Annotated in this window: 28 protein-coding genes; 12 read left to right on the top strand and 16 right to left on the bottom strand. The window is 62.0% G+C overall.

Going from position 1 to position 24,688, the window contains the following annotated elements; translation table 11 throughout:
• Positions 1-53: 53 nt before the first annotated feature.
• The 5 genes from LPW11_RS03190 to LPW11_RS03210 form a co-directional block, all read right to left on the bottom strand.
• Positions 54-1,256 carry a bifunctional 3,4-dihydroxy-2-butanone-4-phosphate synthase/GTP cyclohydrolase II gene (locus LPW11_RS03190; RefSeq protein WP_230996685.1) on the bottom strand — a complete coding sequence of 401 codons (1,203 nt, stop codon included), beginning with the start codon at positions 1,254-1,256 and terminating at the stop codon, positions 54-56.
• Positions 1,257-1,325: 69 nt separating this feature from the next.
• A complete protein-coding gene (locus tag LPW11_RS03195) occupies positions 1,326-1,964 on the bottom strand; it encodes a riboflavin synthase (RefSeq protein ID WP_230996686.1) in 639 nt (212 codons plus the stop codon).
• Between the two features lie 166 nt (positions 1,965-2,130).
• Positions 2,131-3,225: a bifunctional diaminohydroxyphosphoribosylaminopyrimidine deaminase/5-amino-6-(5-phosphoribosylamino)uracil reductase RibD gene (gene ribD / locus LPW11_RS03200; protein ID WP_230996687.1), complete on the bottom strand. Its 1,095-nt coding sequence runs from the start codon at positions 3,223-3,225 to the stop codon at positions 2,131-2,133.
• Between the two features lie 134 nt (positions 3,226-3,359).
• Positions 3,360-3,812: a transcriptional regulator NrdR gene (nrdR, locus tag LPW11_RS03205; RefSeq protein ID WP_230996688.1), complete on the bottom strand. Its 453-nt coding sequence runs from the start codon at positions 3,810-3,812 to the stop codon at positions 3,360-3,362.
• The gene (locus LPW11_RS03210; RefSeq protein ID WP_230996689.1) at positions 3,809-4,264 is read right to left on the bottom strand and encodes a deoxycytidylate deaminase; all 456 of its coding nucleotides are present in this window, start codon (positions 4,262-4,264) and stop codon (positions 3,809-3,811) included. Before LPW11_RS03210 ends, nrdR begins: the two co-directional genes overlap by 4 nt.
• Positions 4,265-5,022: 758 nt before the next feature.
• On the opposite strand from LPW11_RS03210, the gene LPW11_RS03215 reads away from it, so the two are divergent.
• On the top strand, positions 5,023-7,284 hold the full coding sequence (locus LPW11_RS03215) for a Tex family protein (protein ID WP_230996690.1): 2,262 nt from the start codon (positions 5,023-5,025) through the stop codon (positions 7,282-7,284).
• A gap of 448 nt (positions 7,285-7,732) precedes the next feature.
• Here the strand turns inward: LPW11_RS03215 and LPW11_RS03220 are convergent, their stop codons facing one another.
• Both LPW11_RS03220 and LPW11_RS03225 read right to left on the bottom strand, forming a co-directional pair.
• Entirely contained in the window at positions 7,733-8,179 is a 447-nt protein-coding gene (locus LPW11_RS03220; protein WP_230996691.1) for a hypothetical protein, read from the bottom strand.
• Between the two features lie 263 nt (positions 8,180-8,442).
• Complete coding sequence (locus LPW11_RS03225) at positions 8,443-9,105, bottom strand: phosphatase PAP2 family protein (protein ID WP_230996692.1); 663 nt, start codon at positions 9,103-9,105, stop codon at positions 8,443-8,445.
• 206 nt (positions 9,106-9,311) lie between these two features.
• Here LPW11_RS03225 and LPW11_RS03230 point away from each other — a divergent pair, with 206 nt between their 5' ends.
• From LPW11_RS03230 to LPW11_RS03245, 4 genes are all read left to right on the top strand, one after another.
• The gene (locus LPW11_RS03230; RefSeq protein ID WP_230996693.1) at positions 9,312-9,971 is read left to right on the top strand and encodes a cation transporter; all 660 of its coding nucleotides are present in this window, start codon (positions 9,312-9,314) and stop codon (positions 9,969-9,971) included.
• 113 nt (positions 9,972-10,084) lie between these two features.
• Positions 10,085-10,363, top strand: a complete 279-nt coding sequence (locus LPW11_RS03235) for a hypothetical protein (RefSeq protein WP_230996694.1) — start codon at positions 10,085-10,087, stop codon at positions 10,361-10,363.
• A gap of 27 nt (positions 10,364-10,390) precedes the next feature.
• Positions 10,391-11,215, top strand: coding sequence for a competence/damage-inducible protein A (locus tag LPW11_RS03240; RefSeq protein WP_230996695.1), 825 nt, complete (start codon positions 10,391-10,393; stop codon positions 11,213-11,215).
• 66 nt (positions 11,216-11,281) lie between these two features.
• On the top strand, positions 11,282-11,884 hold the full coding sequence (locus tag LPW11_RS03245) for a short chain dehydrogenase (RefSeq protein WP_230996696.1): 603 nt from the start codon (positions 11,282-11,284) through the stop codon (positions 11,882-11,884).
• Positions 11,885-11,965: 81 nt separating this feature from the next.
• Here the strand turns inward: LPW11_RS03245 and LPW11_RS03250 are convergent, their stop codons facing one another.
• A complete protein-coding gene (locus LPW11_RS03250) occupies positions 11,966-12,493 on the bottom strand; it encodes an AmiS/UreI family transporter (protein ID WP_230996697.1) in 528 nt (175 codons plus the stop codon).
• Positions 12,494-13,296: 803 nt separating this feature from the next.
• Between LPW11_RS03250 and LPW11_RS03255 the strand changes: the two genes are divergently transcribed.
• On the top strand, positions 13,297-13,863 hold the full coding sequence (locus LPW11_RS03255) for a hypothetical protein (protein ID WP_230996698.1): 567 nt from the start codon (positions 13,297-13,299) through the stop codon (positions 13,861-13,863).
• 4 nt (positions 13,864-13,867) lie between these two features.
• On the opposite strand, the gene LPW11_RS03260 is transcribed toward LPW11_RS03255, so the two are convergent.
• Positions 13,868-14,083: a DUF1653 domain-containing protein gene (locus LPW11_RS03260; protein ID WP_230996699.1), complete on the bottom strand. Its 216-nt coding sequence runs from the start codon at positions 14,081-14,083 to the stop codon at positions 13,868-13,870.
• Between the two features lie 151 nt (positions 14,084-14,234).
• Positions 14,235-14,438: a SlyX family protein gene (locus tag LPW11_RS03265; protein WP_230996700.1), complete on the bottom strand. Its 204-nt coding sequence runs from the start codon at positions 14,436-14,438 to the stop codon at positions 14,235-14,237.
• A gap of 254 nt (positions 14,439-14,692) precedes the next feature.
• Here LPW11_RS03265 and LPW11_RS03270 point away from each other — a divergent pair, with 254 nt between their 5' ends.
• The 3 genes from LPW11_RS03270 to LPW11_RS03280 all read left to right on the top strand — a co-directional run bounded on the left by LPW11_RS03270 (position 14,693) and on the right by LPW11_RS03280 (position 15,998).
• Complete coding sequence (locus LPW11_RS03270) at positions 14,693-15,355, top strand: hypothetical protein (protein WP_230996701.1); 663 nt, start codon at positions 14,693-14,695, stop codon at positions 15,353-15,355.
• Between the two features lie 88 nt (positions 15,356-15,443).
• Complete coding sequence (locus tag LPW11_RS03275; RefSeq protein WP_230996702.1) at positions 15,444-15,698, top strand: hypothetical protein; 255 nt, start codon at positions 15,444-15,446, stop codon at positions 15,696-15,698.
• Between the two features lie 87 nt (positions 15,699-15,785).
• Positions 15,786-15,998: a hypothetical protein gene (locus LPW11_RS03280; protein WP_230996703.1), complete on the top strand. Its 213-nt coding sequence runs from the start codon at positions 15,786-15,788 to the stop codon at positions 15,996-15,998.
• Positions 15,999-16,008: 10 nt separating this feature from the next.
• Here the strand turns inward: LPW11_RS03280 and gmhB are convergent, their stop codons facing one another.
• The 4 genes from gmhB to LPW11_RS03300 all read right to left on the bottom strand — a co-directional run bounded on the left by gmhB (position 16,009) and on the right by LPW11_RS03300 (position 19,520).
• On the bottom strand, positions 16,009-16,575 hold the full coding sequence (gene gmhB / locus LPW11_RS03285) for a D-glycero-beta-D-manno-heptose 1,7-bisphosphate 7-phosphatase (protein WP_230996704.1): 567 nt from the start codon (positions 16,573-16,575) through the stop codon (positions 16,009-16,011).
• A gap of 125 nt (positions 16,576-16,700) precedes the next feature.
• Positions 16,701-17,279: a D-sedoheptulose 7-phosphate isomerase gene (gene gmhA / locus LPW11_RS03290; protein WP_230996705.1), complete on the bottom strand. Its 579-nt coding sequence runs from the start codon at positions 17,277-17,279 to the stop codon at positions 16,701-16,703.
• Positions 17,280-17,321: 42 nt separating this feature from the next.
• The gene (locus LPW11_RS03295) at positions 17,322-18,344 is read right to left on the bottom strand and encodes a glycosyltransferase family 2 protein (RefSeq protein WP_230996706.1); all 1,023 of its coding nucleotides are present in this window, start codon (positions 18,342-18,344) and stop codon (positions 17,322-17,324) included.
• A 132-nt stretch (positions 18,345-18,476) separates the two neighbouring features.
• The gene (locus tag LPW11_RS03300) at positions 18,477-19,520 is read right to left on the bottom strand and encodes a rod shape-determining protein (RefSeq protein ID WP_230996707.1); all 1,044 of its coding nucleotides are present in this window, start codon (positions 19,518-19,520) and stop codon (positions 18,477-18,479) included.
• 231 nt (positions 19,521-19,751) lie between these two features.
• Here LPW11_RS03300 and LPW11_RS03305 point away from each other — a divergent pair, with 231 nt between their 5' ends.
• The 3 genes from LPW11_RS03305 (at position 19,752) to LPW11_RS03315 (ending at position 23,036) form a co-directional block, all read left to right on the top strand.
• Positions 19,752-21,332 (top strand): peptidylprolyl isomerase, encoded by a 1,581-nt coding sequence (locus LPW11_RS03305; protein ID WP_230996708.1) that lies wholly within the window; start codon positions 19,752-19,754, stop codon positions 21,330-21,332.
• A gap of 111 nt (positions 21,333-21,443) precedes the next feature.
• Entirely contained in the window at positions 21,444-22,334 is an 891-nt protein-coding gene (locus LPW11_RS03310) for a phosphoribosylaminoimidazolesuccinocarboxamide synthase (protein ID WP_230996709.1), read from the top strand.
• An 81-nt stretch (positions 22,335-22,415) separates the two neighbouring features.
• Positions 22,416-23,036 (top strand): DUF3047 domain-containing protein, encoded by a 621-nt coding sequence (locus LPW11_RS03315; RefSeq protein ID WP_230996710.1) that lies wholly within the window; start codon positions 22,416-22,418, stop codon positions 23,034-23,036.
• 8 nt (positions 23,037-23,044) lie between these two features.
• Here the strand turns inward: LPW11_RS03315 and LPW11_RS03320 are convergent, their stop codons facing one another.
• Both LPW11_RS03320 and LPW11_RS03325 read right to left on the bottom strand, forming a co-directional pair.
• Positions 23,045-23,404 (bottom strand): YtxH domain-containing protein, encoded by a 360-nt coding sequence (locus tag LPW11_RS03320; protein WP_230996711.1) that lies wholly within the window; start codon positions 23,402-23,404, stop codon positions 23,045-23,047.
• A gap of 403 nt (positions 23,405-23,807) precedes the next feature.
• The gene (locus tag LPW11_RS03325; RefSeq protein WP_230996712.1) at positions 23,808-24,602 is read right to left on the bottom strand and encodes a tetratricopeptide repeat protein; all 795 of its coding nucleotides are present in this window, start codon (positions 24,600-24,602) and stop codon (positions 23,808-23,810) included.
• Between the last annotated feature and the right edge of the window lie 86 nt (positions 24,603-24,688).

The following is a 24,688-nucleotide window of genomic DNA, read 5'->3' on the forward strand; positions in this document are numbered from 1 at the left end:
CCTCCCTTTCAAGGGGAGGGTCAGGGTGGGGATGGGGTCTTGCCCCTCCCCTTCTAGATATTCTCCAGCAGGTGCCCCAGCTTTTCCCGCTTCGTCTTCAGGTATTTGGCGTTGCAGGTGGAGGCCTTCATTTCGATGGCGACGCGCTCGACGATGTCGATGCCGTACCCCTGCAGTCCCACCAGCTTCCGCGGATTGTTGGTCATGAGGCGGATCTTCTTGATCCCCAGGTTCACCAGAATCTGGGCGCCGATGCCGTAGTCGCGCAGGTCGGGCTTGAAGCCGAGGGCGATGTTCGCCTCCACGGTGTCATGCCCCTGATCCTGCAGTGCGTACGCCTTGAGCTTGTTGATGAGGCCGATGCCGCGCCCTTCCTGGCGCATGTACAGGACTACGCCGCATCCGGCTTCCTCTATCTGCTCCATGGCGGCGTGCAGCTGGTCGGCACAGTCGCAGCGCATGCTGCCGAAAACGTCACCGGTGAGGCACTCGGAGTGGACCCGGACAAGAACCGGCTCGTCGCCCCGGATGTCACCCTTCACCAGCGCGAGGTGCTCCAGGCTGTCCACGTCGTTTTCGAAGGCAATCGCCCTGAAGGAACCGTAGGCGCTCGGTAGCGCCACGTCTACCGACCGGCGCACCAGCGACTCGTGCTTCAGGCGATACGCCACCAGATCGGCGATGGTGCAGACCTTGATGCCGTGCTCCTTGGCGAACTTCTTCAGCTCCGGCATGCGGCTCATGGTGCCGTCGTCGTTCATGATCTCGCAGATCACACCTGCCGGCTCAAGTCCTGCGAGGCGCGCGAGGTCCACCGAGCCTTCGGTCTGCCCGGAGCGCGCCAGCACCCCGCCGTTCTTTGCGCGCAGCGGAAAAATGTGGCCGGGGCGGGCCAGATCGGATGCCTGTGCCTCGGGGGCGACAGCGGTGAGAATGGTATGAGCGCGGTCCGCGGCGGAGATGCCGGTGGTGACCCCCCTCTTCGCCTCGATAGAGATGGTGAAGGCGGTCCCGAAGGATGAGGTGTTGCTGGAGACCATCGGGGGGAGGTTCAGCCTGTCGCAGCGCTCGCCGGTCATGGTCAGACAGATAAGACCACGCCCATATTTCGCCATGAAGTTGATCGCTTCCGGCGTCACCTTGGAGGCGGCCATGGTGAGATCGCCCTCATTCTCCCGGTCTTCGTCATCGGCGAGGATGACCATCTTCCCGGCCTTGATGTCCTCGATTACTTCTTCAATCGGCGATACAGACATACTCTATACCCTCGTTTACGTTAAGGACGCTGGCGCTGCGGCGCCTTTTTTAACAAAGCTAGAGGTATCTCACAGGAAGCCGCTTTTTGCAAGCAGTTCGAGCGACAGCCCTTCCGACTTGTCCTTCCCGAGCAACCGCTCCAGGTAGCGGCAGATGAGATCGGTCTCGATGTTGACCTCGTCCCCCACCCTCTTCGTGGAGAGGGTAGTCATGGACGCGGTGTGCGGTATGACGTTGATGCTGAAGCTGTCCGGACCGACGCCGTTCACGGTGAGGCTGATGCCATCGATGGCAACGGAACCTTTGGGTGCGATGTAGCGCGCGCAGTCGCGGGGGACCCGGAAGGAGAAGACCGTGTTGCCGGAGACCTCGCGACGCTCGGTGATGGTGGCGACGCAGTCGACATGCCCGGAGACGAGGTGCCCGTCCAGCCGGTCCGAAAGGCGCAGCGCCCGCTCGAGGTTGACCGGCGAGCCGGACTTCAGGTGCCTGAAGGCCGTGCTGTCGATAGTTTCGGGAGAGACGTCGAAGGTGACGGTGCCACCTCCCAGGCGGACGACGGTAAGACAGGCGCCGTTCACGGCGATGGAGGCGCCGATGGAAACCTCGGCAGGAGGAAGGGAGCTCTTGACGGTAAGGCTCGCGGATGCCCCCTTTCGCTCAAGGGAGACGACGGTGCCTACTTCTTCGATAAGACCAGTAAACATTGAATGCCTCGTTTGTGTCGGCATGGCGGCGGGAGGCTAAACCCCATCCCCACCCTGTCCCTCCCCTTGAAAGGGAGGGGACCCGGGGCCGCTTTTGGGTGTTACAGCGATTGCAGCCATGTAGGCCGGGATAAGCCGGAGGCGTTCCCGGCAGCCTTTACCCGGCTCACCCCTTCTTCGGATACCCCTGCACCAGGAGATCCACTCCGACCCGCTCCACCGTCACCCGCTCCAGGGGATAGGCATCCGCCATGAGCGGCACCCCTGCGCCGGAAAAGAGTCCGAGCCCCTCGCCGCCAACGAGCTTCGGAGCGAGATAGATCTGGAACTTGTCGATGAGCCCGAGACGGAGAGCCTCGGCGGCAAGAGAAGCGCCCCCTTCGAGCAGTATCGACTGGATGCCGCGCTTGCCGAGGTGCGCCCAGAGGTCTAACAGATCGACCCGCCCGTCCCTCTCGCTGCAGCAGATCACCTCCGCACCGTGAGCGAGAAGTGCCTCTACCCGCACGGGATCCCCGCAGCAGGTAGCGACAACGGTGGGGGCTTTGGAGTGCGGATTGAAAACGGCGGCATGCAGCGGCAGGCGAAGGCTCGAATCGACGACGATCCTGATCGGATCCTTCCCCCCCGGCGCACGGCAGGTGAGAAGCGGATCGTCCTTCAGCGCGGTCCCGACGCCGACCATGATGCCGTCCACCTGACCGCGCAGGCGGTGTACCCGCTGCCGGGCAGCGGCGGAGGTGACCCACTTGGAGTCGCCGGAGGCCGTGGCGCTCTTGCCGTCGAGGGTGAGGGCGCTCTTCAGGATGACGAAAGGAAGTCCCGTCGCGATCCACTTGAAGAACGGCTCGTTGATCTCCCGGCACTCCTCCTCGAGGATGCCGGTCTCCACCTCGATCCCCGCCTCGCGCAGGATCGCGATTCCCTTCCCGCCGACCAGCGGATTTGGGTCGACCACCGCCACAAAAACCCGGGCCACCCTCGCCTCCACCAGCGCCTTTGCGCAGGGCGGGGTCTTTCCGTAGTGGGCGCACGGCTCAAGGGTCACGTAGACGTCGGCACCCTCGGCGAGCGCCCCCGCGTCGGCAAGAGCGTGCACTTCCGCATGCGGGGTGCCGGCTTTCTTGTGGTAGCCGCGCCCGACGATCTCGCCATCTTTGACGATGACGCATCCCACCGCAGGATTGGGGGAGGTGCGACCGAGGCCGCGCCGTGCCAGCGCCAGCGCCCTGCGCATCATCTTTTCGTGGAATCGGTGCATCGGCTTCCTTGCTGATGGAGCGTAACCCCATCCCCAAACGTCCCCTCCCCTTGAAAGGGAGGGGACGTTTGGGAAAGGGTACAGGCCGCGGCGCGGCGGAAGCGGGGCATCCGCTCTCCCAGCTTCTCTTGTCGTTACTTCTTCAAAAGGTCCTGCAGCTCGCTCATGAACTCGTTGATGTCCTTGAAGGAGCGGTACACGGAGGCGAAGCGGACGTAGGCGACCTGGTCGATGCCGTGCAGATCGGACATGATCCACTCACCGAGGGTGGTGGTGGGGACCTCCTTCTCGCCGCTTTCCTGCAGCCGCGTCTCCAGCCGATCCACCAGCTTCTCGATGGTGTCGACCGAGACCGGGCGTTTCTCGCACGCTTTCTGGATCCCCGCGATGAGCTTCATCCGGTCGAACGGCTCGCGGCGCCCGTCTCTTTTCGTTACCAGCGGCAGCACCTCCTCCACACGCTCGTGGGTGGTGAAGCGCTTGCCGCACGATTCGCACTCGCGCCTGCGCCGGATCGTCGCGCCACCCTTGTCGGGGCGGGAGTCGACGACCTTGCTGTCGGCAAAGCCGCAGAAGGGGCACTTCATGACGCCTCCTCCCCGAACTTCTCGACGACCACGCCGGACTGCCCGACCATCTGCTCGGCCAGCTGATCCGGGTACCCCTCGAGATAGACGACGCGCTTGATGCCGGCGTTGATGATCATCTTCGAGCAGATGATGCACGGCATCGTCGTGCAGTAGAGCGTCGCGCCGTCGATGGAGGTGCCGTGCTTCGCCGCCTGGATGATGGCATTCTGCTCCGCGTGCAGGCCGCGGCAAAGCTCGTGCCGCTCGCCGGAGGGGATCTGCAGCTGTTCCCGCAGGCAGCCGACATCAAGGCAGTGCGCGGTGCCGGAGGGGGAACCGTTGTACCCGGTGGCGAGGATGTTCTTGTCCTTTACCACCACGGCACCGACCTGGCGCCGCAGGCAGGTGGAGCGTTTTGCCACCAAGCGGGTAATCTCTATGAAGTACTCATCCCAGCTGGGACGTGACATGGCTGCCTCTTTCTGAAAGCTTGAGTGTGATGCAATGTAGGCCGGAATAAGCGGAGCGTTTCCGGCAGTATCTGCTGCGGATCATCGGCGGGCGCCGATGCCGGGAACACCTGCGGCTTATCCCGGCCTACTACAGACGCCTCCATGAGAATGGATGGGATGGCAGCAGCGACTCGAAGCCGTTGCCGTCCCCCCGCATGAGCGCGCAAAATCCCAGCTTCTCATGTGAAATCGGCCCAGAATATCCCATTCGCGCCGAGGGGTCAAGAACTGCCGACGCCGGTCCAAAATAGCTTGCCCACCGCCGGCAAAGCGTGTATTCAGTAGGGTCTTTTTTTCGGCTGGTCCGGGAGAGCAAACCGCTGCACGAGACCTCGCGCCCCCTTTGCCACAAAGCACTGCACGAGGCCTCACGTTCCCCCCTTTGCGAACATTTATCCGGGAATTCTGGGGAACGCGTTACAAAGAATCCGGGTGCCCCTACGCTGGAGCGTAGGCATCTTGCCTGCGATGGCGGCGCAGCCGCCACAGACCGCGCGGCTGGCGCCGCGGTACAGGCTGGGAAGCCTGTACTCCAGCGCGGCGCCACTAGTGTCCCCTCACGTCAACGGAAGCGACCGGGCTCACTTCCCGGAATTCCCGGATGAACCTTTGCGAAGGGGGGAGAGGGGGATTTGCCTGTACCGCAGAGTCGACTTCCGGGGCCCCCGGTCACCGAGCCGAAACAAACTTTTTTACTGAAGCAAGGAGAGCAGCACATGGAAGAGAAGAACAACCGACTGATACTTTCCCTGATCGTGGAGGAGACAGGCCTTTCCCGCGCCAGGGTGGAAAATACGGTGCAGCTTCTGGATGAAGGGGGCACGGTGCCCTTCATCGCCCGCTACCGCAAGGAGCAGACCGGGGAGCTCGACGAGGTGCAGATCCGCACCATCGAGGAGCTCCTCGCCTACCACCGTGAGCTGGAAGAGCGCAAGCTGACCGTCCTGAAGAGTATCGAAGAGCAGGGAAAACTTGATGATGCGCTCAGGGCGCGGATCGAGTCGTGCCGCAAAAAGACCGAGCTCGAGGACCTTTATCTTCCGTACAAGCCAAAGAGGCGCACAAAGGCGACAATCGCGAAGGAACGCGGGCTGGAGCCGCTGGCGGACCTCATCGCCGCCCAGCTGATTACGGTCGGGACCCCCGAGGAGGCTGCAGCCCCCTTCATCAATCCGGAGCTCGGCGTGGCGGACGCTGCTGCCGCACTGGAAGGGGCCTCACACATCCTCGCCGAGCGTCTGAGCGAGGACGCCGATGCCAGGGGATACGTGCGCCGCGAGACCTGGGAAGAGGGAATCTTCGAGGCGAGCATCCTGAACCAGGAGAAGGACCCGGAAGGGAAATTCAAGATGTACTACGAGTACAGCGAGGCGATAAGCTCCGTTCCTTCCCACCGCATGCTCGCCATGCGGCGCGGCGAGAAGGAAGAGGTGCTGCGTCTCGTGCTGCGGGCGCCGGAGGAGACGATCCTCGCCCACCTGAAGGCCCGCCTCGTGAAGGGTAAAAGCATCTTTTCCGAAGTCCTGGAAAAGGCAGCTGCTGATGCCTACAAGCGGCTCATCGCGCCGTCGATCGAAGTGGAGCTGCGCCTCGAGGCGAAAAACCGGGCCGACGAAGGGGCGATCGCAGTCTTCGCCCAGAACCTGAAGCACCTTCTCCTGCAGCCCCCCGCGGGTCAGAGGCGGGTGCTCGGGGTCGACCCGGGGCTAAGGACAGGGTGCAAGCTTGCAGCACTTGACGAGACGGGGCGCTTTTTGGAGCACTGCACCATCTATCCGCACACAGGCGGCGGGAAAGCGCGGGATGCAGCTGACGATTTCCTCGCCATGGTGACGCGCAACGACCTGCACCTGATCGCCATCGGCAACGGCACCGGCGGGAGGGAGACGGAGGTCTTCGTGCGCGAGGCGCTGCGCAACGCGGGGGTGAAGGCGCAAAGCATCATGGTGAACGAGGCCGGCGCAAGTATCTACTCCGCCTCCGACATCGCCCGCGAGGAGTTCCCCGAGCTCGACCTCACCGTCCGCGGCGCGATCTCCATCGGGCGGCGGCTGCAGGACCCGCTCGCGGAACTCGTGAAGATCGATCCCAAGAGTATCGGCGTGGGGCAGTACCAGCACGACGTGAACCAGACGGCCCTGAAGAAGTCGCTCGACGCCGTCGTCGAGTCGTGCGTCAACTTCGTTGGGGTCGATCTGAACAGCGCGTCGTGGGCACTCCTTTCCTACGTGGCGGGTGTGAGCGAGAGCCAGGGGCGCGCCATCGTGCGCTACCGCGACGAGAACGGCGCCTTCCCGTCGCGCCAGGCGCTTCTGAAGGTGCCGCGCTTCGGCGCCAAGGCGTTCGAGCAGGCAGCCGGCTTCCTGCGCATCAGGGGGGGCGCAAACCCTCTCGACAACAGTGCGGTCCACCCGGAAAACTATGCCGTGGTGGAGCAGATGGCTGCCGACCTCGGGAAGAGTGTCGCCGAGATCATCGCCGATCCCTCCCTGGTGGCGAAGATAAAGATCGAGCGGTATGTGTCGGAGACGGTCGGGCTTCCGACGCTGAACGACATTCTGCAGGAGCTCAAGAAACCGGGGCGCGATCCGAGGGAGCAGTTCCAGAGCGCGACCTTCCGCGAAGACGTCACCACCATCGCCGACCTGAAGGCGGGGATGATCCTGCAGGGTGTGGTGACGAACGTCGCCGCTTTCGGCGCCTTCGTGGACATCGGCGTGCACCAGGACGGACTCGTGCACATAAGCGAGCTTTCGCACCGCTACCAGAAGGATCCGAACCAGGTGGTAAAGGTGGGGCAGATCGTGCAAGTGAAGGTCCTTTCCGCTGATCCGGAGCGGAAGAGGATTGCTCTCTCCATGAAGGCGACGCAGCCGGAACCGGCGAAGTCGGCACCTCCGCAGCCGAAGCGCCAGGAGAAGGAGAGCGAGCAGACGCGCTGGGAGAAGGCAGGGTTCAGGATCAAGAAGGGGCGGTAAAATTCCGAGGGCAGCACGTCCCTCCCCTTTCAAGGGGGAGGACAGGAGGGGGATGGGGTTCGGCGCTAGCAACTTCTATCGCATCGCGCTGGCACATGTAGGCCGGAATAAGCGATAGCGTTTCCGGCATGCGCTGCCGCGGGGCTGCGTCTGTGGTGGACTGCCGGGAACGCCTGGCGGCTTATCCCGGCCTACATGGACGCCCTTTACAAAGCCACACGGTCAGCGGCCTCGGGGACCTCGTTCCCAAGCTCCGGCTTGGGAACGCTCTTGCCCGCGAGGCTCCGCCTCGCCAAGGCCGCGCTCCTCCGCTGACGCGGATGCGAAGCTTCAGCTTCGCACTCAAGGTGCGTTCCCAAGGTGACCTTGGGAACGAGTTGGGAGCTTAAACAAGAAAAGGGCACCCCATTCCGAGGGTGCCCTTTTTAATTTTTAATCAACAGAGAATCTACGCCGCACAGCGCAGCAGCTTGCGCCCCGCCTTGAAGACGACTTCGATCTTGCCGGACTGGCTCGACGACACGACGCCAATCCCGAAGGACGGGTGCGACAGCAGGGTGTTGGGGCGGAAACGCCCGTCCATGCTGTAGGGGACCGCCAGATCCGGATCGAGCGGGCGGATCAGTTCCTCCCAAACTTCCTCGTCGGAAATTACCGGAGCCTTCGCCGCCTTCGCACGGGGAGTCTTCGGCGCTGCAGCCGCCTTCACGCTCTTCTGGACGGGAGCCTTCGGCTCTTTCACTTCACGATGGTTATGCTCGCTGCCGCAGGTGTTGCACTTGACACGGACCACCCGCCCATCCACCATGGCGACCACGGTGTGGTTCAACAGCGACTTGCATCGTGTGCACTGCGACTCAACGGTGTCCCCTGCCGATACTGCTCTTTTCAACATACGTCCTCCCTGACCTTTCTCAAAGAAAAAGGGCTTAACCGGGTGCGGCTAAACCCTTTCCATCCGTTATCTTCTGCGGGACTCCCTCCTGATCTCCCCCCGCCGTCCCCTCCCCTTCGGAAGGAAAAAGCTCAGCAAAAGGGACCCCGCGCGTTACATAGGTTCTGGTTTAAGCGTTTAAATTTCCAGCGTTTTTTGGTTTTTGGACTATATGGGATTTTGGGACGTTTTGCAAGGGAAAAGTCTCCCCGCCTCCTGAAGCGTCACCCTTCCCGGCAGAGGCCGGGCTCCTCCTGGGAGGATACGATCACCTTGAAAAGCACCCCTTCCAGCCCCACCGCAAGGTACGCGCCGGCAATGACGTCGCTGAGGAAATGGTAGTTTGTGGCGATGAGCGCTGCGGCGAGAAGGGTCATGACGATCACGTTCGCCTGGCGGTGGCGTGGATAGAAACGCCACAACGCCGCCGCGAGCGCCACGAGGACCAGCATGTGCCCGGAGGGGAACCCCTCGAACCCCTCCCCCCCGCGCAGCCAGTGAAAACCGTACATCTCCGGATGCCGCAGCCACTCACGGGTGTTGATCCGCCCGAAGATATGCTTCAGCGTCCCCTTCAGGAGGTAGGAGCACGGCGTCGTCCAGGCCACGACCTGCAGCAGGAGGTTCAGCCTGTCGTGCACCCCGTGCCGCCGTCGGATCAGGTACACCGGAAAGGTGACGGCGGTGACGACAACGACCAGAGGCAACAGCAGGTCCGGCAGGTGCGAGGTGTGCCGCGCCCACCCGGAGTCGCCGTACAGCACCTCCTGCACCAGGAGGGCCAGCGGCACGTCCAGGTAGCGCTCACAGAGGAACAGGAGCGGGATGAGCGGCAAGATCCCCCAGCACCATTTTTTCAGGCTCCAGTTGCAGGAGCTGTTTGACATGATTCCCTCCGTGAGACGACGTTGCAGGGTGATGCGGACCAACCGGATGGCCATGCAAACCACTATATGTACCACAACCGCCGCACAATATGAAGCTCGCGAAAGAATAAAGAAAAGCGGACAGGCGCTGGTGGACAGCGCAGACCGGCTTCGGGTATAGTTACTGCGGTTTTTTTTTGCAGCTGCACATAACCGAAAGGAGTACCATGCAAGACGCCCCAGTGGAAAAGCTGTACCGGCAGGCCAACCTCCTCGCCCTCTTCACCATCTTTTACAACATCATCGAAGGTGTGGCATCCGTCTGGTTCGGAGCCTCCGACGAAACCCTTTCCCTCTTCGGCTTCGGAGTCGATTCCTTTATCGAAGTCGTCTCCGCCATAGGGGTCTGGCACATGCTGCGCCGCATCAGGATGAACGAGGGTGAGACGCGCGACGAGTTCGAGCGCGCCGCCCTCAGGATCACGGGGTGGTGCTTCCACATCCTTGCCGGCGCCCTTCTCCTCACCGCCGCGGTAAACTTCTCCCTTCAGCACAAGCCGCAAACGACCGTGTGGGGCATCATCATATCGTGCCTGTCCATGTCCTTCATGTGGTTTCTCATTCACTTCAAGACGAGGATCGGTCACGCGCTCGGCTCTGCCGCACTCCTTGCCGACGCCGCCTGCTCCAAGGCTTGCCTCTACCTGTCGCTCGTCCTCCTTGCTGCCAGTCTCGGCTATGAACTCACCGGCATCGGGAGCCTCGACTCTCTCGGGGCCCTTGCCATCGGCTACCTCGCCTACAGCGAGGGAAAAGAGGCGTTGCAAAAGGCCCGCGGACTCGGCTGCGGCTGTTGCAGCTGCACCGACAGCGACAAAGAGCGGTAGCAGATGTGAAGCCGCACCACGTGCAGCTTCAGAGGCATCTTGTTCATAAATGCCGGAAGGGATAAGGTAAGAGGGGAAGAGAACCACCGTACCTTCACAGGAGGATGATGCACATGGGGGAGAACAGGACATGCTGCGATCCTGCCCGGCATGACCAGCATATATGCGCTCTGCATAACAAGGGAAAGTACGAGGAGGTGGAGAGTCTCACCGACAACCCCACCGTCACCTGCTCCGTGTGCCTCGTGAACGCGAACTCCGCGGATAACGTGTGCTCTCCCGCCACCATCGGCGGAGGTTTCAAGTATTCCGACATGTACCAGAGAAAGCAGATGGTAGTGGAAGGGGACACGCTGCAAGAGGCTGGAAAAAAGGAAGAAGAGAACCAGTGAAGTGAATCTGCAATGAGAGGAGGCGTCATGTCCGGCCCGGCTGTAGAGCTTTTCATCATCGGAAACGAGATCCTGATCGGAGAGATCCAGGACACCAACACGAACTGGCTGTGCAAGGAGATCAACAACTTCGGCGGGGTCGTCTCCCGGGTGACGATCCTTCGTGACGTCCACGAGGTCATCGCCGAAGAGATCGCCGCGGCGCTGACGCGCGGGGCGGGTATCATCATCACCTCCGGGGGCCTCGGCCCGACAGCCGACGACCTCACCCTCGCCGCAGTCGCCGCCGGCGCAGGGGTTCCCCTCGAGCTCGACCGCACCGCACTGCAGATGGTGAAGGACCGCTACGACGAGTTCCAGGCGCAGGGGATCCTCGCCCAGGGGGGACTGAATCCTGCGCGGGAAAAGATGGCGTGGCTTCCCGCCGGCGCCCTGCCGCTGCACAACCCGGTCGGCACCGCCCCAGGGGTTCTTCTCGAACTCGACCGGTGCGCCATCATAAGCCTTCCCGGCGTCCCTCCGGAACTGCGGGGGATCTTCAACACCTCCCTCAACCCGTTCATGCAGAAAGCGTTCAGCCGCGGCGTCTCCGTCCTGCATACCATCGCCGTGCGCTGCAACGACGAGTCCCTCATGGAACCGGTGCTGAGCCGAGTGACGAAAGCCCACCCGCGGGTGTACATAAAGTCCCTTGCCACCGCGCCGGGAGAGTTCCAGGAGCTCGACATCACCCTCACCACCGTCGGGAAGGATGAAGCGGAACTGAAGACACTCCTCGAAGGGGCGCTGGACGACCTGCGGGAAGGTCTGTCGACGCTGGGGATTCCGCACCGGAACAAAACCGGGGTGTAGATCGGGGAGCCGGCCGCCGGAGAGATACAATTTACAGTAGGTGTATCGATCACGGGAGGTGGCACTATGAAAGTAATAGTTATCGGAGCAACCGGCACCATCGGAAAGGCGGTGGTGCGACTGCTCTCTCCCCTTCACGACCTGGCGCGGGTAGGGCTCAGGCGTGGAGACTTCCAGGTCGACTTGACCCACAAGAGCTCCATCGAGAGGCTCTTTCAGGATATAGGCCCCTTTGACGGACTGATCTGTGCTGCCGGACTGGCAAAGTTCGACCGCATCGTGGAGCTCTCGGATGAGGACTTTCAGCTGGGACTCACCAACAAGCTCATGGGGCAGGTCAACCTAGTGCGACTTGGATTAGGCAATGTACGGGAAGGCGGCTCCTTCACCTTGACAAGCGGGGTCTTAAGCCAGCGGCCGATGCCGGGGAGCGCTTCGATCAGCATGGTCAATGCAGGGATCGAGGCATTTGTGCGTGCCGCGGCGCTGGAAATGCCGCGCAAGCTGCGGATAAACGCGGTCAGCCCGCCATGGGTGAAGGAAACTCTGGAAGCGCTGGGGATGGATTCTTCGCTGGGGATGCCGGCAGAGCGGGTAGCGCTTGCCTACCGGGCAAGCCTGGAGGGGCAGATGAGCGGCAAGGTCATAGACGCCAGGGACTTTGCCTGAGAAAGCGGAGTAGTGCGCATAAAAAAAAAGCTTACCCCCGGTGCAGGGTAAGCTTTTTTTCGTTTCAGATTTGCGCCCCGACTAGAAGGGGAGCTTCCCTGCGGCGAGGAGCATGAAGGACGGAACCCAGAGGCCCACGACCGCCCACACGATGAGGGAGTACGCGAGCGCCTTTGCCGGGAATTTCCCGTAGGCATTCAGCCACACCTCAGCGGTCAGCACGGTGTAACCGGCAGCGCAGAAGGCGAGGTAGGGGGTTTTGGCCACGAGCTGCTTGCCGTCGGCAAGAACCGGACCGCCGGTAGCCCACAGGAAGCAGTAGATGGCGGAGATCACCATGACCGTGAGGCTTACGTTGCCGACGGAGCGAAGGTCTTCAACCCCGGCCAGCAGCGCATGGCTGACGGAAAGATAGAGCAGGCCGTGAGCGAAGAGGAGCCCGGCGCCGAAGTTGTTCCCGCCGATCGACTCGACGAAGCCCCCCCCTACCGTCACGAGACCTACCAGGCCGCAAATTGCACCGGTTGACCTGGCGTCACCCTTGCCCAGGAAAAACCCACCTACCGTCCACCACATCAAGCTGATTGCAATCAACACGGCTAAAGTCATTTCTTTTCTCCCCCTTTTAAATGGTTAATTCACGTCCATTCACACACTCTGTGATACAGGACAGCCCCACGCACTCATAACATGGAAAGCACCGGATTGTGCATACACTTTCTTAAAACGGTTTTTTACGCATACGCAAGCGCCATACCAAAATGGCGCACCTCTAATTTTTTTGCCTTCATAGGGAGAAAAGTCTCGCATTTTCGGTTTGTTGCAACTGAGTCTGAAAGAACGTACTTTGTGCCAGCCGGCGCCAAAGTTCTGAAAAGGAACGGCGAAAGTGTTCCATAGTGGAGCAGATGTTATGTTTTGGAACGGTATATCAATCGTTTCCACACATCCAGCGGCCTTACACCACAGGAAAGGTAAAAAAGTATTTCACCTGCTATTTTGAACCGTCTCACTGTATCATCCAATCAGCAGCGTGCAAGAGCACTCTGAGTAAAAATTAAGCTTGTCAGATTAGATTTATTTCACATATCGCACTGGCAAAAGTTCTGCTTCAACTGTCATTGGCATAAGCGACTGAGAGAAAAAAGAGGAGGTACGTAGCCATTTTCTGCGGCAGTGCTATAATTGCCCTCACATAAGTACAGAGATCCATCATTCAGAGACATTCGAGGGCTTCGCTTGAGAGTGTGGCGGAGCAAGTCGGAGGAGGATTGGGACGGAGAGATGACCGGGGAAGGAGGTGCGTAAGTCAGCGGGACCGATACGGATTCCGCTTCCTATAGGCTCGTAGCTGTGAACGGTCCGGCGGTCGCCGAGGCTTCGGCGGGGGATGAACTTACGCGAGGTACATCATGATACTGGTCTGCGCCTGGTGCGGGAACAAGCTGAAAGCGTCGCGGGCTGGTTGCAAGGGGGGAACATCGTACGGCATCTGCCTCCCGTGCGCCAGCAGGGTACTGAAGGATTCCCCATGGTTACTGAAGGAGTATGTCGACCAGATAGATTCACCGGTGGCACTGGTGAGCGGCGAAGGGGTCGTCATGACGGCGAATCGACTCGCGTGCGCACTGCTGCAAAAGGAACTCGCACAGATTGAAGGGGTGGAATGCGGAAAGGTTTTTGGGTGCGAGAAGCAGGAAGAGGATAACGGCTGCGGCGAGGGGCCGCAATGCGCCGGCTGCGAGATAAAACGCTGCGTCAGCCACACGCACCGTACCGGCAAAGGGGTCACCGGCATTCCGACCCATCTCGGACAGCACCCTTCCGAGCAGGACGCCCCCTGGTGGCTGATCTCCACCTCCAAGTTCCTGGATTGTGTGGTGTTGAAGATCTGCGGTATCGCGGATATGAAGGAGGGACCGAAGAAGATGCCGAGGAGACGAGAGAAAGGGGTCCGGCTCGCCTGCGGCACACCTTGATCATTCAGTCCGCCGTGCAGAGTGAAAAGCGGGGGATTTCCTTCCCCTCGAAAAGAACCGTCTCGCAAAACATCGCCTCCGGCCGGATCCAGAGCGCGCCCTCACCGTACAGAGGGCGGTACACCACGAACGGCTCCTCCGTCTCGCTGTGCCGCGCCGTCCCTATCACCTCGTAGTAATTCCCCTTGTAGTGGCGATACCGCCCCGGCGCAACTGCCATGTCCGCTCCTCATCTCCAAGTTCACTACCTGCCGAACCTGCCCCCCGTCGCTGGAGGGTGGAACCATCGATCCCCTCTTCACGCGGCTGCAGCCTCCTCCTGTTCAGCATGCCCTGCAGCTGCCGCTTGGAGGCCCTCAGCCGCGGCGAGGTCAATAATGCGGAGGCGGCTCCTCTTCGGCCGGTGTCCTGTTCTGCGAGAACACAAGCCCCTTGAGCTGCTCCTTGATGAACCTGAGCTCGGCGCTCAGGCGATCTATACGCCCCTGCTGCTGTGCCACGACTTCATGCAACTGCTCTATGGTGCGCTCATGGTGCATTATGAGGATTTCCATATCTGTCAGACGCTGTTCCATCTCTCCTCCTGTGCGCTACTAGTTCGGTGCCGGCGGCACGCGAAGCGCGTGAGATAATATCGCGAACCATTCCCAAACCAAAGGAAAAAGACTTCAAAACGGCCGCCCGTTCTGATAACTTCCTTCTCCTTTACGCGTCGCGCTCCATGCCTCGTACTCCCCCATTCTACCCTTTTCGGGAAGAAGAGGAAAAGTAAGTGCACGGAGCGTCGCGACGCCGGAGAAGCCAGACTGCACAAGGAAAAAGGTGACCTATGACGGACACGCCGAAATCGACAGGTGAGCGGCATATAGACCATATCATGGCGCAGCTCCAGCCCGGGAGCGACCGCTACGACGTGCTGGACAAGGCGAAGCGCTTCAAGTCTTCGTGGGTGGAACTGGGGGAGAAGCTCCTCGAGGTAAGCGCAGGCGGCCGCTTCCGCGAGTGGGGGTACTCGAGCTTCGAGGAATACTGCGTCCAGGAGATACGCATCAAGAGGGGAACCGCCGAGAAGCTCACCATGGCGTATCGTTTCATGGAGAAGGAGGAGCCGCACGCCCTTCGCACGGAGCAGCCGCTGAAGCCTCTCCCGGATTACCGCTCCGTCGATCTCCTGCGCCAGGCAAAGGAGGAAAAGGGGTTCTCCGATGAGGAGTACGGGGAGCTCAGAAAGAGCGTCCTCGAGGAGGAGCGCAGCCACCCTACCGTGCTGAAGAAGTTCAAGGAAGTGTCGGCGCTGCGCGACGAGCCGGATCCGCGAGCCCCGGTAAAGGCGGGACTATCGGCAGCGAAGCGTCTGGAGGCTGCTCTGCGCGCACTCCCGGCGGCCCCTGCCGGCTTCCTGGATCAGTTGGGGGAACTGATCGGGACACTTGAGGATGAACTGGAGGCGCTGCAGCAGGAGGGTGAGGCGGGGACCGTGCGGGAGATATAGGCTCACCCCATTCCTTTCATCATTCAGCAACTTGCATTGCCTGAGCGGACCGGTAGAATTAGCGAGTGCCAAATCTTTGGAGGCAGGCATGGCGCAAAAAAAATCGCACACCGTCCGCAGCGCCGACGACGACCTCATGAGTGTCGCGCCGCCAAAAGCCCCGACCGAAGGCCGGTGCGTTCCTCTTGCGACCGGCGCCATGGCGCTTCCGGTCTGCAGGGGAGAGCAGCACAAGGCGGAAGGGTACGAGTACCGCTTCGGGGAAGACGACGCTCCTGAGACGCCCGGGAAGGCAGAGGATACGGAAAAGAGGGAAGAGGAAGAGACTTCGGGTGATGAATAGTTGAAATGGCATGAGGAGTGGTGCATTGGCACGTCCCGCCCAGAGATGGCAGCTGACTCTTTCACAATCACCGATCGGGAGAGAGACATGCATGAGGCCATACCCCCCAATGAGGAAGAGCCCGACGTAAGAAAGTGCAGGACCGGGAAGATAGAGGCGAGCTGGCTCAAGAAAGAGCCGCTGGTGTCCCACTGCCTGAACGGCGAGGAGGAGTGCAAGTACGGGATGTCCTTCGCCTACGGCTGCCTCTGCAAGCACCCCCGCCATCTCGACTTTACCGAAGAGGACGAGGAAGAGTAAGGTCTCGCTACTACACCCCTTCCGCCGCGAGTATCGCGTCGGCGGCGGCCAGAAGGTCCTGATAGACCGGGACCCCCTCAGGAAGCTTCGCCACCTCCTTCTCCCCATAGCCGGTCAGGACGAGCATCGGAGCGCAGCCGGCCTTCAGCCCCGCCTCGACGTCTGCTACCTTGTCGCCGACCATGTAGGAGCGGGGAAGGTCGATGTCCAGGTCGCGGGAGGCCTGCAGAAGCATCCCGGGCAGGGGCTTCCTGCAGTCGCACTCCGTGCGGTATGCACCGGTGCCGTGCTCCGGGTGGTGCGGGCAGAAGTAGCACGCCGAGATCTTCGCGCCGTAGCTCTCCAGTTCATGCACCATGTGCTGGTGCAGGCGCTCCAGATCCCCCTCCGTGTAGAAGCCGCGTCCGATCCCCGACTGATTCGTCACCACCACGAGGAGAAACCCCGCCTCCTGCAGCCGTTTCAGCGCGAGAGGGACACCCGGCACCAGCTGGAAGTCCTCCACCCGGCTCAGATACTCCCGCTCGATGTTAATGGTGCCGTCCCTGTCCAGGAACACCGCCCTGTGCTTCCCCATGATCTCCCCTGCTCTATTTCTTGCGGCGGCAGCACTGCAAAAACACCAAGATTCAAGACCTGACCCCGGGGTCAGGTCTTGAATTTTAGCTTTTTCAGCTGCAAGGTGCCTTATGTGGCGATACGTCAGGCCGGCGGGGCGAAGAGGGTGCGCTCCACCAGATCGCAGATGATATGAATGAGGGTGATGTGGGTTTCCTGGATGCGTGGGGTGTTGTTGCTCGGTACCACGACCGGAAGTTCGGCGACCCCTTTCAGCGACCCGCCGTCGCGCCCGAGAAAGGCGACGGTGCGGCAGCCGCGCTCCTTCGCCTCCTCGAAAGCGAGGCCGACGTTGACGGAGTTGCCGCTGGTGGAGATCCCGAAGACGACGTCCCCCTCCTCGGCAAGAGCCTCCACCTGGCGGGAGAAGATGCGGTCAAAGCCGTAATCGTTGCCGATGGCGGTGAGGATGGAGGTGTCGGTGGTAAGGGCAATGGCCGGCAGGCCGCGGCGCTCCAGCTTGAAGCGGCCGACGATCTCGGCGGCGAAGTGCTGGGCGTCGGCGGCGGACCCACCGTTTCCCATCACCAGGAGCTTCTTCCCCCTGCGGAACGCCTCCACCAGCAGATCGACTACGGCGGCGACTGCGGGAGCAAGCTCCTGCTCCACCCGCTCCACGAGCTTTCTCTGCTCCGTTAGCTGCGCTACGATCTCCTCTGTCATTCCCGCCTCCACCTCTTGTAGTGCTCCATTGCAAAAATCTAGTTATGTCTCCGGGTAACCGGCCCGTATCCGCTCCGCCAGCTCCGTGAAGGGGAGATACGGATCCCCCCACGGGAAGGGTATCCCGTCGACGGCGGCCACCGACACGATCCCGGGGCAGGCTGCCACGATCTCCCGGTACACCCGCCCCTGCCGCGCGATCGTGCAGAAGCGGGGGAGCGGCACCAGCCGGATGTTCTCGTGCAGGAAGAGCCCTCCCCCTTTCGCACCGTGGTACAGCGCCTTCGGCAGGAGGACCCAGTAGCGGTCCCCGTGCCGTGCCCCCTTCAGGAGCACCTCCAGCTTGTGCCGCAGGAGTGTCGCGTCGGTCCCGTCCGGGAGGTGGACACAGTAGCTCCGGCCGGTCCCCCACCGTTCGGTAAAGAGGGAGATGGAGCGCTGCAGCGCCTCGTCGCGCCTTTTCTGCGAGCCGAGCCGCACCTCCTCCTCGCACAGCACCTGCGGCGAGGGGACGGCATAGGTGAAAAAGCCCGCAGCGCAGGCGCGCCGGGTGTAATCCTTCAGACACCAGGAGCCGTCATCCATCCCTTCGTCGAACCCTTGGCAGGCAAGATACGCCTCCCGGGTGATCACCATGGCGCAGAAGGAGCCGGATTCCATCTCCAGCGGCTCCCGGGGGAGCTCGGCGCGCTGATTCGACAGGCTCGGCACCAGTATCCCTGCATCCGGGTGCGCCTCCGCAAAGGCGAGAAGCGGCTCGAACCACCCCGGAGGGACGAGCGACCCGCTGCGAACGAGCGCGAGGTACGGTGCCTCGCAGTGGGCGAGCCCGCGGTTTGCGCTCCGCACGAAGCCGATGTTGTGGTCGTCGTGCAGAAGAAGCGCGTTCTCCTCGAGGGAATCGGCGAGCTCCTGCAGGATCCGCTCCGTCTCCCGGTCGCTCCCGGAGTCCACCATGACGATGCGGGCACCGGGGGTGTAGCTGATCAGGTTGACCAGGCAGTTGCGTGTCTCATTGGGCCGATTCCAGATCGGCACCACGATGTCAATCGTCGCAGATGTCACGCGGGATCTCGTAATGAGCGGGCGCCGCCGGTTTCCGGATGGTTGCGGCATGGAGCCGGAGGTGCCGCTGCCGGAGGGGGGCAAGGGGCGGGACGCGGAAGGGGGGAGTGGCGCCCCCCTCCGCATCCGGGACTAGGAGCTGATCGCCACGTTGCGCAAGAGCGCGAGTTCGTCGAGCACCTTTCCGGAGCCGAGAACGACGCAGGAAAGGGGGTCCTCGGCGGTGACGACCGGAAGCCCGGTCTCCTCGCGCAGGAGGATGTCGAGGTTGCGCAGGAGTGCGCCGCCGCCGGCAAGGACGATCCCCTTGTCGACGAGGTCAGCCGCGAGCTCGGGGGGGGTGCGCTCCAGGCAGTTGCGCACGGCGTCCACGATGGCGGTGACCGGCTCGGAGAGGGCGTCGCGGATCTCGGTGGAGTCGATCTCGGTCGTCTTCGGGATGCCGGAGACGAGGTCGCGCCCCTTCACCTCCATGGTGAGGACGTCGGGGGAGGGGTACGCCTCGCCGATCTCGATCTTGATGAGCTCCGCCATGCGGTCGCCGATCAGGAGGTTGTACTTTCTCTTTATGTACTGGACGATCGCCTCGTCCATCTTGTCGCCGCCGACGCGCACGCTCTTTGTGTACACGATCCCGGCAAGCGAAATGCAGGCGACCTCCGTCGTGCCGCCGCCGATATCGACGATCATGTTGCCGCTCGCCTCGGTGATGGGGAGGCCGGCGCCGATCGCCGCGGCCATCGGCTCCTCGATCAGGTAGACCTCGCGGGCGCCGGCGCTCTCCGCCGACTCCTTCACCGCCCTCTTCTCCACCTGGGTGATCCCGGAGGGGACGCAGATGACGATGCGGGGGCGCACCAGCGTCTTTCTGTTGTGTACCTTGTGGATGAAATAGCGCAGCATCTCTTCGGTGATGTCGAAGTCGGCGATGACGCCATCCTTCATGGGGCGGATAGCGGTGATGCTGCCGGGGGTGCGCCCGAGCATCTTCTTCGCCTCCATCCCCACGGCGAGAACCTTCTGCTGGCCGTTTTGCGTCTTTTGCACGGCGACAACGGAAGGCTCGCGCACCACGATCCCCTTCCCCTTCAGGTACACCAGCGTATTGGCTGTGCCGAGGTCAATGGCGAGATCGTTGGAAAACATGCCGAAAATGGCGTCAAAAATCTTTATCATTCGTAGCTCCTTCTGGTGGGCTCGCGCTACCTGGAGAATCTGTTCCTTCAAAACATGTCACGATAGCAAAAAGGGTTATCCCTTGCAAGCGAGAAAACCCCGCAACCCCCCGTCGGAGACGGTTTCCCGCTCATTCTATTGTTGCTTTTGCAATTCACTTATATTAGTATCGCCCACTATTCTTTTTGAAGGATTGCATTAAATCTGACCGGTTAAAGGAGTCGAAACTGCATGCTCGGGATAATGAGGAAGTACAAACAGTCCATACTGATAAAAGTCGTCTTCGGGGTGATCGTCCTCTCCTTCATCGGCACCATCTTTCTCGTCTGGGGCAGGGGTGACAAGGGGACCGGACCGTCCGATTACGCAGCAAAGGTAAACGGCACGAAGATCAGCCTCGAGAGCTTCCAGCGGAGCTACTACCGCACCAGGGGGATCTACGAGCAGCTATACGGCCGCTCCCTGACCCCCGAGATGGAAAAGCAGATGGGGATCAAAAAGCTCACCATCGACTCCCTCATTGATAACGAGCTGGTCCGCGAGGCCGCGGACGACATGGGGATCAAGGTCAACAAGAAGGAGATCCAGGCGGCCATCGAGGGGATCCCGGCCTTCCAGAAGGACGGCGCCTTCAACTTCGAGCTGTACAAGCAGACGCTGAAAGCAAACCGCCTCACTCCGCGCGCCTTCGAGGATGCGACGGAGGAGGAGATCCTCGTCAACAAGACCCGCGACAAGATAAAGGAGTCCGCGAAGCTCACCGACCAGGAGCTCCTGCAGGCGTACAAGAAGCAGAACGACAAGGTGGACCTGCAGTACGTCTCCTTCTCCCCCGCCGACGTCAGGGGCGAGGTGAAGCTTTCCGACCAGGAGCTGAACAGCTACCTCCAGTCGCACGAGGCGGAGTTCAAGACCCCGGAAGAGGTCTCCATCTCCTATACCGTCGTCTCCCCGGCGAAAGTGGCCTCTGGCGCCGCTGTCACCGAGGAGGAGGCGCAGACCTTCTACCAGAAGAACATCGACCGCTACCAGGGCAAGGGTGGCATCCTCCCCTACGCCGAGGTGAAGGAGCAGGTAAAGGCAGACGCCCAGAAGCAGAAGGCGGCGAAAGAGGCGTACGAGAAGGCAGCTGACACGGTGAACAAGTTCAAGGGGAACGCCGACATTGCCGCTGCCGCGGCAGCGCTCGGCTCCACCGTGGAGAAGACCGCGCTTTTCACCGCGCAGGCGCCCCCCCCGGCTCTCGCCGGCGAGGCCGACGTCGTGAAGCGCGCCTTCATGCTGAAGCAGGGGGATCTCGGCGGTCCGGTGGAGACGCCGAAGGGGATCTACCTCGTAAAGGTGCTGGAGAAGCGCCCCCCCGCGGTCCCGCCCCTGGCACAGATCCGGGACGCTGTAGCGAAGAAGGCGACCGACGCGAAAGCCGCGGAGCTCGCCCAGAAGAAAGCGCAGGAGGCTGCCGCCGCCTTTGCCAAGGGTAACGTAGCAGGCGCCAAGGAAACCGGAAACTTCGGCTACGCCGCGACCGGCGCCATACCGCAGATCGGCACCTCCCCCGCACTGATGGAAGAGGCCTTCAGCCTGACCGCCGCCGCCCCGGCAGCGAAGGAGCCGTACAAGATCGGCGATCGCTGGTTTGCGGTGAAGCTCAAGGGGAGGGTCGAGGCCCCCACCACCGACTTCCCGGTGAAGAAGGAGGCCCTCAAGAAGGAACTCCTCCCGAAGAAGCAGCAGGAGGCAGTGGAGAAGTGGCTGAAGGAGCTGAGGGCGAAGGCGAAGATCCAGATCAACCCGGCGATCGTCGCAGAGTAGCTCCGGCTCGCGCGAGACAGGCAGACGTTGTAAACTTTCAAAGGTGAAGGGGTACCATTCCCTTCACCTTTCATTTTCCAGGCACCTTTTTCAACTGAAGGAGAAAAGACCATGACCATGCCGGTGCTCACCACCGACTTTCCGGGGCTCAAGCTTGCAGCGCGGGGGAAAGTGCGCGACATCTACGATCTGGGGGAGGCGCTTCTCATCGTCACCACCGACAGGATCTCCGCCTTTGACGTCATCATGAACGAGGGGATCCCGCACAAGGGGTACGTGCTGACCCAGATCTCCGCCTGGTGGTTCCGCCAGATGGAAGGGATCATCAAAAACCACATCATCTCCACCGACGTCGCCGACTTCCCCGCCGAGTGCCAGCCGTACGCAGAGACGCTCGCCGGCCGCTCCATGCTGGTGAAGAAGGCAAAGCCGCTGGCGGCGGAGTGCATCGTGCGCGGCTACCTCTCCGGCTCCGGGTGGAAGGACTACCAGAAGACCGGCTCGATCTGCGGCATCCCGCTGCCTGCGGGGCTGAAGGAGTCGGACCGCCTCCCGGAACCGCTCTTTACCCCCTCCACGAAGGCGGAGCTCGGCTCCCACGACGAGAACATCTCCTTTGAGCAGATGAGCGAGCTGTGCGGGGCGGAAATCTCCCAGAAGGTGAAGGACGTGACTCTGGCGATCTACAGCAGGGCGCGTGAGATCGCGGACGGCAAGGGTATCATCATCGCCGACACGAAGTTCGAGTACGGCATCTTCGAGGGGGAGCTCATCATCATCGACGAGTGCCTCACCCCCGACTCCAGCCGCTTCTGGCCGAAGGAGAGCTACCAGCCGGGCGGGCCGCAGCCGTCGTTTGACAAGCAGTTCCTGCGCGACTACCTGGAGACGCTGGACTGGAACAAGACCGCGCCGGCCCCCCCCCTCCCGGAGGAGATCGTGCGCAAGACCTCCGAGAAGTACCTGGAGGCGCTGGAAAAACTGACCGGCCGCACCCTGTAAACGACGACGCCCCGGCGCGCCCGCGCCGGGGCCCCCTCCCGAAAGAACGCCACACCGATCCCGCTTCCAGCAGAGGTCCCCATGACTCACACCCTCGCAGCCGCACTCCTTTCCGCCGCGCTTCTCGCCCCCCCGCAGGAGATCCCGGTCGCCCGCTTCAGCGCCGGCGACCTTACCGGCTGGACCGAGAAGGTGCACAAGGGGCACACCACCTACCTCCTGGAGAATGCGGCCCTCGTCGCGCACGCAGCAAAAGCAGGCTCCGGCCTCGTGAAGAAGCTCGCCGCCGACCCGAAGAAGTACCCGCGCCTTACCTGGAGCTGGAAGATCGAGCAGACGCTGAAGGGTGAGGACATCCGCCTGAAGAAAGGTGACGACTTCGCCGCCCGGGTGTACGTCATCTTCCCGCGCACCTTCTTCTGGAGGATGCGCGCCATCAACTATGTGTGGGCGGGGAAGATGCCGAAGGGTTCGGAGGCGAAAAGTCCCTACACCGCGAACTCGGTGATCGTGGCGGTGGAAAGCGGCGACGAGAAGGCGGGAACCTGGGTAAGCGAGGAGAGGAACGTCTACGAGGACTACAAGAGGATCTTTGGTGAAGAGCCCCCCCAGATCGGGGGGGTGGCCATCATGACCGATACGGACGACACCCAGTGCGACGCGACCGCCTGGTACGGCGACATCGCACTGCACGCACCCTGACGGGGGGGCTAGAGCATCTTCGACAGCCGCGCCCTCTCCTTCTGGAGGCGTGCCTCCCCTTCTTCCATCGCCTTCAGGAGCTCCTTCTTCGCCTTGTACCCCATGTCCCGCCCTTTCTCCAGAATCTCGGAGGCGCGTTCCCCCACCATCTCCACCACCTCGCTCAGGTTCTGGGAGAAGTCGTCGACGGCCTGCTCCGTGCGGCGCCGCGCCTTCTTTGCACCGCGGGTGATACCCCTGCGGGTCTTCTCACCGCTTTGCGGCGCGTACAGAAGAGCCACACTCGCCCCGAGTATCCCGCCGGCCAGGAGCATGAGCGCTCCCACCATGACCTTGTTGTCTTTGTTCTCTTTTTCCTGTTCCGACATGGTTGCACCCCCCATTAAAGGTTTTTTTACCTGAGCAAGCATACCGCAAAGGCGCCGGATGAAAAGGTAATCGGGAGAAATGAAGAATGACGCGGCAGGAACGACTCCGTCCCACCATCTCAGCACAAATGCCTGGTTGCGGGGGACGAGACAGATGAAAGCTGAGCCGTCGGCAGCGCGTCCCTCCCCTTTCAAGGGGGAGGACAGGAGGGGGATGGGGTCGACGCTCACCATCCCTCAACCCCATCCCCACCCTGTCCCTCCCCTTGAAAGGGAGGGGACGCCTGACTCACGAATGAACACGTCCATTTGTCACGGTGCCTCTTCATCTCAACGCAAAAGCGCCCCGACGGGACATGCCGCCGGGGCGCTTCTATACCTGTGATAAAGAGATGGAGCGGCTCTAGCCGCGCATCTCCTCCTTCAACCCTTCCACCACCGCCTTCACCTCCGAGATCATCTCGGCGGCCTGCGGGGAGCGCTCCTTTTTCAGGTACATCTCGAAGTAGGCGATCGCCTCTCCGATCCGCTCCTCGTCGATGCAGATGTTGCCGAGGGTGAGGTAGCTCATGGTGAAGTCCGGATCGAGCCGCACCGCCTCCAGCGTCTCCCGCTCGGCAGCCTCCAGGTCGTCCATGTCGTAGTACAGCTCGCCGAGGTTGAAGCGTGCCGTGGCATCCGCCGGGTCGAGCTCGATCCCCTTCTGGTACGCGGCAATCGCCTTCTCGTTTTCCCCGAGGCCATAGTACAGGTCCCCGAGGGCGTTCAGGGCGAAGACGTTCCCCGGGTCGAGCGAGAGAGCCTGCTCGAACGACCTCAGCGCGTCGTCGACCCGCTCCAGCGCGTTGTACACGAGCCCCATGCTGACGTAGCCGTCGCACTCCTGCGGTTTCAGCTCCGTGACCTTGCGGTAGCAGGCAAGGGCGTCCTTGTGTTTCCCAGCCTCGAAATAGATGTCCCCAAGCGCCGTGAGCCCCTCCACGTCCTCCGGGGCGCGGGTCAGCCCCTTCTTCAGGACCTCGATCGCCTCGTCGGTCTTGCCGTTTTCGGCGAGTGCCTCCCCCAGGTAGAAGTACCCCTCCGGGTTCTCCGGCTCTATCTCCAGGCATTTTCTGAAAGCCTCGGCGGCCTTGGCGTACGCGCCCTCTTCAAGTTGCGCGATCCCCTGCGCCAGTGCCTCATCGAAACTCATTCCCATATCCCCTCCAAAAGCGCCGTTCCTGGCTATCTCGGCGGCAACTATACCAGAGAATGCGCCGCGTTGACAACAGGAGAGCGTGCCGG

It is taken from the genome of Geomonas sp. RF6 (assembly GCF_021044625.1).
GTDB lineage: Bacteria > Desulfobacterota > Desulfuromonadia > Geobacterales > Geobacteraceae > RF6.

Coding starts and splice junctions, on each gene's coding strand:
- LPW11_RS03315 (WP_230996710.1), top strand. CDS start 22,416: ATGACTCACACCCTCGCAGCCGCACTCCTTTCCGCCGCGCTTCTCGCC.
- LPW11_RS03260 (WP_230996699.1), bottom strand. CDS start 14,083: ATGGCAGTTGCGCCGGGGCGGTATCGCCACTACAAGGGGAATTACTAC.
- LPW11_RS03310 (WP_230996709.1), top strand. CDS start 21,444: ATGACCATGCCGGTGCTCACCACCGACTTTCCGGGGCTCAAGCTTGCA.
- LPW11_RS03320 (WP_230996711.1), bottom strand. CDS start 23,404: ATGTCGGAACAGGAAAAAGAGAACAAAGACAACAAGGTCATGGTGGGA.
- LPW11_RS03270 (WP_230996701.1), top strand. CDS start 14,693: ATGACGGACACGCCGAAATCGACAGGTGAGCGGCATATAGACCATATC.
- ribD (WP_230996687.1), bottom strand. CDS start 3,225: ATGCACCGATTCCACGAAAAGATGATGCGCAGGGCGCTGGCGCTGGCA.
- LPW11_RS03220 (WP_230996691.1), bottom strand. CDS start 8,179: ATGTTGAAAAGAGCAGTATCGGCAGGGGACACCGTTGAGTCGCAGTGC.
- LPW11_RS03190 (WP_230996685.1), bottom strand. CDS start 1,256: ATGTCTGTATCGCCGATTGAAGAAGTAATCGAGGACATCAAGGCCGGG.
- LPW11_RS03230 (WP_230996693.1), top strand. CDS start 9,312: ATGCAAGACGCCCCAGTGGAAAAGCTGTACCGGCAGGCCAACCTCCTC.
- nrdR (WP_230996688.1), bottom strand. CDS start 3,812: ATGAAGTGCCCCTTCTGCGGCTTTGCCGACAGCAAGGTCGTCGACTCC.
- LPW11_RS03265 (WP_230996700.1), bottom strand. CDS start 14,438: ATGGAACAGCGTCTGACAGATATGGAAATCCTCATAATGCACCATGAG.
- LPW11_RS03280 (WP_230996703.1), top strand. CDS start 15,786: ATGCATGAGGCCATACCCCCCAATGAGGAAGAGCCCGACGTAAGAAAG.
- LPW11_RS03305 (WP_230996708.1), top strand. CDS start 19,752: ATGCTCGGGATAATGAGGAAGTACAAACAGTCCATACTGATAAAAGTC.
- gmhA (WP_230996705.1), bottom strand. CDS start 17,279: ATGACAGAGGAGATCGTAGCGCAGCTAACGGAGCAGAGAAAGCTCGTG.
- LPW11_RS03250 (WP_230996697.1), bottom strand. CDS start 12,493: ATGACTTTAGCCGTGTTGATTGCAATCAGCTTGATGTGGTGGACGGTA.
- LPW11_RS03240 (WP_230996695.1), top strand. CDS start 10,391: ATGTCCGGCCCGGCTGTAGAGCTTTTCATCATCGGAAACGAGATCCTG.
- gmhB (WP_230996704.1), bottom strand. CDS start 16,575: ATGGGGAAGCACAGGGCGGTGTTCCTGGACAGGGACGGCACCATTAAC.
- LPW11_RS03195 (WP_230996686.1), bottom strand. CDS start 1,964: ATGTTTACTGGTCTTATCGAAGAAGTAGGCACCGTCGTCTCCCTTGAG.
- LPW11_RS03300 (WP_230996707.1), bottom strand. CDS start 19,520: ATGATAAAGATTTTTGACGCCATTTTCGGCATGTTTTCCAACGATCTC.
- LPW11_RS03245 (WP_230996696.1), top strand. CDS start 11,282: ATGAAAGTAATAGTTATCGGAGCAACCGGCACCATCGGAAAGGCGGTG.
- LPW11_RS03275 (WP_230996702.1), top strand. CDS start 15,444: ATGGCGCAAAAAAAATCGCACACCGTCCGCAGCGCCGACGACGACCTC.
- LPW11_RS03215 (WP_230996690.1), top strand. CDS start 5,023: ATGGAAGAGAAGAACAACCGACTGATACTTTCCCTGATCGTGGAGGAG.
- LPW11_RS03225 (WP_230996692.1), bottom strand. CDS start 9,105: ATGTCAAACAGCTCCTGCAACTGGAGCCTGAAAAAATGGTGCTGGGGG.
- LPW11_RS03325 (WP_230996712.1), bottom strand. CDS start 24,602: ATGGGAATGAGTTTCGATGAGGCACTGGCGCAGGGGATCGCGCAACTT.
- LPW11_RS03210 (WP_230996689.1), bottom strand. CDS start 4,264: ATGTCACGTCCCAGCTGGGATGAGTACTTCATAGAGATTACCCGCTTG.
- LPW11_RS03235 (WP_230996694.1), top strand. CDS start 10,085: ATGGGGGAGAACAGGACATGCTGCGATCCTGCCCGGCATGACCAGCAT.
- LPW11_RS03255 (WP_230996698.1), top strand. CDS start 13,297: ATGATACTGGTCTGCGCCTGGTGCGGGAACAAGCTGAAAGCGTCGCGG.